At 40.6% G+C, this 8,023-nt stretch carries 6 protein-coding genes and 1 rRNA gene; all 7 read left to right on the top strand.

The genetic code is table 11. The annotated features are described in order from the left end of the window. Positions 1-109, top strand: a 5S ribosomal RNA gene (gene rrf, locus M3189_RS24905); the annotation flags it as partial. Positions 110-724: 615 nt separating this feature from the next. Further along, positions 725-1,186: a CtsR family transcriptional regulator gene (locus tag M3189_RS24900; protein WP_251639195.1), complete on the top strand. Its 462-nt coding sequence runs from the start codon at positions 725-727 to the stop codon at positions 1,184-1,186. A 30-nt stretch (positions 1,187-1,216) separates the two neighbouring features. Next, positions 1,217-1,765, top strand: coding sequence for a UvrB/UvrC motif-containing protein (locus tag M3189_RS24895; RefSeq protein ID WP_251639194.1), 549 nt, complete (start codon positions 1,217-1,219; stop codon positions 1,763-1,765). A gap of 1 nt (position 1,766) precedes the next feature. Beyond that, positions 1,767-2,840 (top strand): protein arginine kinase, encoded by a 1,074-nt coding sequence (locus tag M3189_RS24890; protein WP_251639192.1) that lies wholly within the window; start codon positions 1,767-1,769, stop codon positions 2,838-2,840. A 13-nt stretch (positions 2,841-2,853) separates the two neighbouring features. Further along, positions 2,854-5,295 (top strand): ATP-dependent protease ATP-binding subunit ClpC, encoded by a 2,442-nt coding sequence (gene clpC, locus M3189_RS24885; protein ID WP_251639190.1) that lies wholly within the window; start codon positions 2,854-2,856, stop codon positions 5,293-5,295. An 89-nt stretch (positions 5,296-5,384) separates the two neighbouring features. Then, positions 5,385-6,767 carry a DNA repair protein RadA gene (gene radA, locus M3189_RS24880; RefSeq protein ID WP_251639188.1) on the top strand — a complete coding sequence of 461 codons (1,383 nt, stop codon included), beginning with the start codon at positions 5,385-5,387 and terminating at the stop codon, positions 6,765-6,767. Between the two features lie 3 nt (positions 6,768-6,770). Then, a complete protein-coding gene (gene disA, locus M3189_RS24875) occupies positions 6,771-7,844 on the top strand; it encodes a DNA integrity scanning diadenylate cyclase DisA (protein WP_251639186.1) in 1,074 nt (357 codons plus the stop codon). Positions 7,845-8,023: the final 179 nt, after the last annotated feature.

Below are 8,023 nucleotides of genomic sequence, written 5' to 3'. Positions count from 1 at the left end.
GCAATGGCGAGAAGGTCACACCCGTTCCCATACCGAACACGGAAGTTAAGCTTCTCAGCGCCGATGGTAGTTGGGACTTTGTCCCTGTGAGAGTAGGACGTTGCCAGGCAAACGAAGCACAACCTTAATAGGGTTGTGCTTTTTTGTGTTGTCCATGAGGCGATGCTTTTAAAGAAAAGGGTAATGAATAGAGGCAATACATTTAGTGGAAATGGGAACGAATAAAGGCTATTCATGCCTGCAGGGCATTACTTTTAGAGAAAACGGTAACGAATAATCATATTAAACATTTAGTTTAAACTCCAAAATGATTCCCTTGAAGCGACCTTTTTGATAGGAAGGGGAATCATATCCACTCTTTGGTTCCCGCCGCACAAACTTTTCAGCACTCAAGGGAACTAAAGCCCCGCTTAGATTCCCTCCCCCCGAACTTTTCAGCGCTCAAGGGAACTAAAGCCCCGCTTAGATTCCCTCCCTCCGGACTTTTCAGCGCTCAAGGGAACTAAAGCCCCGCTTAGATTCCCTCCCCTAGACTTTTCAGCACCCAAGGGAACTAAAGCCCCAAAAAAGTCACTATCCTCCCAAACTAATTTCCTAAAAACAAATTTAACAGGTTTCACACCTGCGAAATATGGAGAAAATCATTAGTAGCATGTTGTTTGCAACTACATAAAATTTTAAGTATAATTAAAGTCAAATATAGTCAAAGTCAGGGGGTGCGAAGATGAGAAACATCTCCGATATTATTGAGAAGTATTTGAAGCAAGTGTTAGAAATGAGTGAGAAGGAGCATGTTGAAATAAAGCGAAGTGAAATTGCTGACAAATTCCAATGTGTCCCATCACAAATCAATTACGTCATTAATACGCGCTTTACCATTGAACGAGGGTATATCGTAGAAAGTAAACGTGGGGGAGGCGGGTACATTCGAATCATGAAGGTTCAGTCCCATGATTTAATTGACCTAATTGATCATTTACTGTCACTCTTTGATAATCGTATTGCACAATCTACGGCAGAAGATGTTATTTATAGACTTGTACATGAGGAGATAATTACAAAACGAGAAGCAAAAATTATGTTGAGTGTTATTGACCGCTCTGTCCTCTATATCGATCTTCCATTCCGAGATGAATTAAGAGCAAGAATGTTGAAAGCGATGTTAACATCATTGAAATATAAATAATCTATACCAGCTAGAGGGGTGAAATGAAAGATGATTTGCCAGGAATGTAATCAAAGACCTGCTGCACTCCATTTTACAAAAATCATCAACGGTGAAAAAACCGAAGTAAATCTTTGTGAAAAATGTGCCCAAGAAAAGGGCGAGATGTTCATGTTTACGGGAGGAAATGGTTTTACCTTTAATAACCTATTAGCAGGTTTATTAAATATTGATCCTTCTGTTCAAAAGCAAAATCAAAATACCTTTCATCAGGAAGAAGTTCTTCAGTGTAGTGGATGTTCGATGACATTTCCGCAATTTATTAAAGTGGGGCGTTTCGGATGTGCACATTGTTATGAAACCTTTAAGGAACAGCTGCCACCAGTCTTAAGAAGGCTTCATAGTGGAAATTGGTCCCATAGCGGTAAAATACCAAAGAGAATAGGTGGAGGAATTCACCTAAAGAAGCAAGTTGAAAATCTTAAAAGTGAATTAAAAGAGTTAATTCAGCAAGAGGAATTTGAAAAAGCTGCTCAGATTCGAGATGAAATTCGTACACTCGAAAAAGGCTTGTCAGGCAGTAGTAAGGGAGGGGAATAACGTGTCGCTTGAACGCTTTATTAATCAAGCAGTCAGCTCGTGGATGAGTGAGGAGGGACCTGATTCAGATATTGTCCTTAGTTCCCGAATCCGTTTAGCCCGAAACTTTGAAAATTTTAAATTTCCAACATTATTTTCACACGAAGAAGCACAGGCCATTATTAAAAAAATGGAAGATATAATGCAAGAATCAAATTTCACAAAGTATGGACAAATGGAATTATTGAAGATTGATGAAATACAACCCCTTCAAAAAAGGGTTCTAGTAGAAAAGCATTTGATAAGCCCTAATTTAGCAGAGGAATCTCCATATGGAGCAGTTCTATTAACCGAAAACGAAGAAGTTAGTATTATGATTAATGAAGAGGACCACATTCGCATTCAATGTTTGTTTCCTGGACTTCAGCTAACGGAAGCGTTGGAGGCTGCGAATGAGGTAGATGATTGGCTAGAAAGTCACATTCACTTTGGTTACGATGAAAAACATGGTTACCTAACAAGCTGCCCAACAAATGTGGGTACGGGTCTTCGGGCATCTGTTATGATGCATCTGCCAGGTCTTATATTGACACAGCAAATCAATCGTATCATTCCAGCCATAAACCAGCTGGGTTTAGTTGTTAGAGGTATCTATGGCGAGGGGAGTGAAGCGCTCGGAAATATATTTCAAATCTCCAATCAAATTACTCTAGGGAAATCTGAAGAAGATATCTGTCGGGACCTTAATGGTGTAGTAAGTCAGTTAATTTCACAAGAAAGGTCCGCTCGTGAAGCATTACGCAAAACTTCGAACATACAATTAGAAGACAGAGTGTTTCGATCTTATGGTGTATTATCCAATTGCAGGATTATTGAAACAAAAGAGGCTGCAAAATGCCTATCTGATGTTCGCCTAGGAATTGATATGGGTTATATTGATCATTTGCCTAAGAATATATTAAATGAATTAATGATATTAACACAGCCTGGTTTCCTGCAGCAGTATGCGGGCGGGCATTTAAGAGCAAATGAAAGAGATATTAGACGAGCAGCTTTAATTAGAGAAAGACTAAAAATGGAGCAGGACAAAATGTGAGGAGGAATGGAATATGATGTTCGGCCGTTTTACTGAAAGAGCCCAGAAGGTATTAGCTTTAGCACAAGAGGAAGCAATCAGACTTGGACACAACAATATTGGGACTGAGCATATCTTATTAGGCTTAGTCCGTGAGGGAGAAGGTATTGCTGCCAAAGCGCTTTATGGACTTGGATTAGGTTCAGAAAAGATCCAAAAGGAAGTAGAATCGTTAATAGGGAAAGGGCAGGAAGCATCCCAAACGATTCACTATACCCCAAGAGCGAAAAAGGTAATCGAATTATCAATGGATGAAGCTCGAAAATTAGGACATTCCTATGTTGGAACAGAACATATCCTACTCGGTCTAATTCGTGAAGGAGAAGGTGTTGCTGCAAGAGTTCTTAATAATCTTGGAGTAAGCTTAAATAAAGCACGTCAACAAGTATTACAATTATTAGGCAGCAATGAGTCAGGCGGGCACCAGGGAGGGGCTTCTGTAAGTGCAAATACTCCAACCCTTGATAGCCTTGCAAGAGACTTGACTGCAATTGCTAGAGAAGGAAGTTTAGATCCTGTTATTGGAAGAAGTAAGGAAATCCAACGGGTCATAGAAGTATTAAGCCGCCGTACAAAAAACAACCCAGTTTTAATTGGTGAACCGGGTGTAGGTAAAACAGCTATTGCTGAAGGTCTCGCCCAACAAATTGTGAATAATGAAGTTCCAGAAATTCTCCGTGATAAGCGAGTTATGACTTTAGATATGGGAACAGTAGTTGCGGGTACTAAATATCGTGGGGAATTTGAAGACCGTTTAAAAAAGGTAATGGATGAAATTCGCCAAGCGGGTAACATCATTCTCTTTATTGATGAGTTACACACATTGATTGGTGCAGGGGGAGCAGAAGGAGCGATTGACGCTTCAAACATTTTAAAACCATCCCTTGCTCGTGGAGAACTGCAATGTATCGGTGCAACTACTCTTGATGAGTATCGGAAATATATTGAAAAAGATGCGGCGTTAGAACGACGATTCCAGCCAATCCGTGTGGATGAACCAACGGCTGAAGAGTCCGTCCGGATTTTAGAAGGTCTGCGTGATCGTTATGAGGCCCATCACCGTGTTTCTATTACAGATGAAGCAATTGAAGCAGCTGTAAAGTTGTCTGATCGCTATATTTCTGACCGTTTCCTTCCAGATAAAGCGATTGACTTAATTGATGAAGCAGGATCAAAGGTTCGCTTACGTTCTTATACGACACCTCCAAATTTAAAAGAGTTAGAAGTGAAGCTTGAAGAGGTACGTAAAGAAAAGGATGCAGCAGTTCAGAGCCAAGAATTTGAAAAGGCTGCTTCTCTAAGAGATACAGAACAACGTCTGCGTGAACAGTTGGAGGAAACAAAGAAAACGTGGAAAGAAAAACAAGGTAAAGAAAATAGTGAGGTTACGGTTGAGGATATTGCAAGTGTGGTTTCAAGCTGGACGGGAATTCCTGTCTCCAAGCTTGCCCAAACGGAAACAGCTAAGTTGTTAAACTTAGAGGAACTCCTACATTCACGAGTAATTGGTCAGGAGGAAGCAGTTAAGGCTGTGTCAAAAGCAGTACGCCGAGCAAGAGCAGGCTTAAAGGATCCTAAACGTCCTATTGGCTCCTTCGTATTCCTTGGTCCTACTGGTGTAGGGAAAACTGAATTAGCTCGAGCACTTGCGGAAGCGATGTTTGGTGATGAGGACGCAATGATTCGAATCGATATGTCTGAATATATGGAGAAACATTCTACTTCTCGTTTGGTTGGATCTCCTCCAGGATATGTTGGATACGAAGAAGGCGGTCAACTAACTGAAAAGGTTAGAAGAAAGCCATATTCTGTTATCCTGCTTGATGAAATTGAAAAGGCTCATCCTGATGTATTTAATATTTTATTGCAAGTACTTGAAGATGGCCGCTTGACAGATTCGAAGGGCAGAACCGTCGATTTCCGCAATACCGTGCTGATTATGACTTCAAACGTCGGAGCAGAAGCATTAAAGCGTAACAAGTATGTTGGTTTTAATATTCAAGATGGAGAACAGAATTATAAGGACATGAAGGGCAAGGTAATGGAAGAATTGAAGAAAGCCTTCCGTCCTGAATTCTTAAACCGTATTGATGAAATTATTGTCTTCCATGCTTTAGAAAGAAAGCACTTAGAAGAAATTGTTACGCTGCTGTCAGACCAACTGGTAAAACGTCTAAAAGAACAGCACATTTCTTTAGAATTAACAGAAGCAGCGAAGGGAAAAATCTCTATAGAAGGTTACGACCCAGAGTACGGTGCACGACCATTGCGCAGGGCTATTCAAAAGCATATTGAAGACCGTCTCTCTGAAGAGCTGTTAAGAGGTACAGTATTAACAGGTCAGCATGTAATAATTGACGTTGATAATGGTGAGTTCTTAGTTAGAACGGCTGAAAAAACGCCACTAGCTAAATAAACCAATTTATTTAGAACAACTAAAAGGGGTACACGATAATAGCTTGACCGTGTACCTCTTTTTGTATTTATAGTCAGGAGTAGATAGAAATGGCCAAACGAAAAACCAAGTTTATGTGTCAGGACTGTGGGTATGAATCTCCGAAGTGGATGGGAAAATGCCCGGGCTGCGGAGCATGGAACAAAATGGTGGAGGAAGTGGAGGTAACTGGCGGGAATCGTAGAGGAGCATTCGCACATTCTCAAGGGGGTTCAACCCTATTATCTAAACCAACGCCCATTACAGCCATTGAAACAATGACTGAACCGAGGATTCTTACGGATTTGAATGAGCTTAATCGGGTGCTAGGCGGTGGTGTGGTAAAGGGATCGCTGGTATTAATCGGTGGGGACCCTGGGATTGGTAAGTCAACTCTGTTGCTGCAGGTATCGTCTCAGCTTGCAAATAAAGGAAATCAGGTCTTATACATATCCGGTGAAGAATCCATGAGGCAAACAAAGCTTCGTGCTGAGAGACTTGGGATAAAGTCGGAGAATCTTCTCGTCTATTCTGAGACCAATTTGGAAGAAATCAATCGAACCATTGAAGAAACCAATCCAAGCTTTGTCATTATTGATTCGATTCAGACTGTTTTTCATCCGGAAGTAACCTCTGCACCTGGGAGTGTTTCACAGGTTCGTGAGTGTACCTCAGAATTAATGAGAATAGGGAAAACAAAGGGTATAGCGATATTTATTGTTGGTCATGTAACAAAAGAGGGCTCCATTGCCGGTCCAAGGCTGCTTGAGCATATGGTAGATACTGTACTCTATTTTGAAGGAGAAAGGCACCATACGTACCGGATTCTGCGGGCAGTAAAGAATCGATTTGGATCAACGAATGAAATGGGTATTTTTGAAATGAAGGAATTTGGACTTGAAGAAGTGGCAAATCCTTCAGAAATCTTCCTCGAAGAGAGGTCGCAAGGTGCTGCTGGGTCGACAGTGGTCGCCTCCATGGAAGGCACCCGTCCAGTACTTGTCGAAATCCAGGCGCTAATTTCTCCGACAAGCTTTGGAAATCCGAGGAGAATGGCAACAGGGATTGATCATAATCGAGTTCCTTTACTAATGGCAGTCTTAGAAAAGAGGATGGGTCTGTTACTACAAAATCAAGATGCTTATCTGAAGGTAGCCGGGGGAGTCAAGCTGGACGAACCAGCCATTGATTTAGCGATTGTCGTAAGTATTGCCTCAAGCTTCCGTGACAAACCAACTAGGGCAACAGATTGTATTATTGGTGAGGTTGGCTTAACGGGCGAAGTAAGACGAGTTTCTAGAATTGAGCAGCGTGTGCAGGAAGCAGCGAAGCTAGGTTTTGAACGAGTTATATTGCCTGCCAATAATTTAAGCGGCTGGCAAGGTCCGAAAGATGTCGAACTCATCGGTGTGTCCACTGTAGCTGAAGCCTTAAAAGCTGCGTTGGGAGTGTAAGACATGGAAAATAGAAAGCTGGGGGAACAAACCGTAAGTGAAGTTTTACAATTTCTTGCTCCTGGTACACCCCTTCGTGAAGGAATTGATAATGTATTAAGGGCGAATACAGGCGGACTCATTGTTGTTGGTTACAATGATAAGGTCAAAAGTATTGTAGATGGCGGCTTTCAAATAAATTGTCCTTTTTCACCAAGCTATCTTTATGAGTTAGCAAAAATGGACGGTGCCATTATCCTTAATGAACTAGGTAATACGATTCTTATAGCGAATGCACAACTGGTTCCGGACTCTGAAATTTCTGCCTCGGAAACAGGGATGCGGCATCGAACGGCTGAAAGGGTCGCTAGGCAAACAAAAGCACTTGTCATAGCAATTTCTCAAAGGAGAAATGTGATAACCCTTTATCAAGGAAATTTCCGTTATGCACTTAAAGATATATCTGTGATCTTAACGAAGGCGAATCAGGCTATTCAAATGCTCGAAAAATATAAAGCAGTCCTTGAGCGGAGTATTGCCAGCTTAAGTATTCTAGAATTTGAAGAGTCTGTTACCTATAATGACTTTCTTCTGGTTCTTCACCGCTTTGAAATGGTTCTCAAAATTAAAAATGAACTCATAACCTACTTAAATGAATTAGGTACAGAAGGCAGGCTTATTCGTCTGCAAATGAATGAAATTTTGACAGATTTAGAAGAAGAAACTTCTAATATCATAAAGGATTACTCCTTTGATCGGACTGTCAAGGCGAGGGACGTTCTTAAACGAATGCAGGTTCTAACGAGCAATGGAGCATTAGAGGATAGCGCTATTTTGAAATTAATGGGTTACCATGGATATATACCGTTAGATGAAAATAAACATCCGAGAGGTTATCGGATACTGAATAAAATTCCCCGCCTGCCTTTAGTTATCATTGAAAATATTATTACAAGCTTTGGGGAGTTTTCGAAAATTATTACAGCCACTGTTGAAGAACTGGACGATGTGGAGGGAATTGGCGAGATTCGTGCTAAAAAAATTAAAGAAGGTTTAAAATTAATCAAAGACAGATTATATACGGAACGACAAATATAAATTTTCTGTGGATAAACAGCAAATTTCCTTTGTTTGACAGAGTTTTTTTCCAGTGCTACCCTATGGAGTGAAAAATATATTTTCATATATAAAGTTATATTCATGTTTTAAAACTTACACTTTGCTAAAAATAATCAATAAACAAAGGTTTCATTTTTGGGAATATGTTTATAATGAGT

Source organism: Neobacillus niacini (genome assembly GCF_023715415.1).
In the GTDB taxonomy this organism is placed as follows: Bacteria; Bacillota; Bacilli; order Bacillales; family Cytobacillaceae; genus Neobacillus; species Neobacillus niacini_C.
The sequence above is the reverse complement of the archived record's forward strand: the minus strand, read 5'-3'. Positions and strand labels throughout refer to the sequence as shown.